Here is a 785-nt window from a genome sequence, read left to right on the forward strand (position 1 = left end):
GCCGGATGAACGATCGTCACGAAGGCGCCGGCATCTGCCGCGCGGCGCGCATAGTCGCGCGGCGTCTCGTCGGGGCGTGCAGGATCAAAGTCCTTAGGAAGGCCGTTGGCCGTGAAGTGCCAGAGTTTCCCGGCGGCCGTCGCTTCAATATGCAGTTCCGCGGAACGAATTACCGTGAATTGTTTGTCCGAATAGGCTGAGACATCCGTGATAGGGAAATTGAATTCGGACTTGAAGTGGTCGGTGATGCAGAGAAAGTCATAGCCGTTCGCTTTGGCTTTGGCGACGAGCATTTCGGGCGTCCAATCGCCGTCGGAATTCGTCGTATGTGCATGTAGAGCACCGCGCAGAAAAACACGCGGAACGTCGAATGGTTTGAGAAGCATTTAATTCTCTTGGTAGAAAGTATTTTGGTTGTGGGCTGCAGGGGCGCCGTTGCAGGCGTCGACTTTGGCTTCGCGCTCAGGTTGCGCTTCGAGGACCTCGCGAAGCACGCGGAAGTCGTCGACGATGCGATCGGCTCCAGCCTTTTTCAGTGCTTCGATCCAGCGTTCGCCTTGGCGGTTCGTACCGGTGAAGCCCCAGGCGGTCATGCCGGCGCGCTTAGCACCGAGGATTCCCGAGGGGCTGTCATCGATCACGAGGCAGTCTTCCGGCGCAAACCCCATCGTGCGGGCTGCTAGAAGATGCAGGTCTGGTGCCGGCTTCCCTTCCTTCACGTCTTCAGCACTGAAGATGCGTCCTGCCATACGTTCGGATAGTCCTGTACAGCGGAAGGTGAAGGA

At 58.2% G+C, this 785-nt stretch carries 2 protein-coding genes; both read right to left on the minus strand.

Annotated features, from left to right (window positions below; all coding sequences use genetic code 11):
• A partial coding sequence (locus H6A60_RS11950) for a PHP domain-containing protein (protein WP_239477742.1) occupies positions 1-386 on the minus strand: 386 nt, incomplete at its 3' end.
• Positions 387-785 (minus strand): HAD-IA family hydrolase (locus H6A60_RS11955; protein WP_205104923.1); only part of this gene is annotated, 399 nt, incomplete at its 5' end. It abuts the gene before it with no gap.

The sequence above is a fragment of the Sutterella massiliensis genome (assembly GCF_016899755.1).
Lineage (GTDB): Bacteria > Pseudomonadota > Gammaproteobacteria > Burkholderiales > Burkholderiaceae_F > Sutterella > Sutterella massiliensis.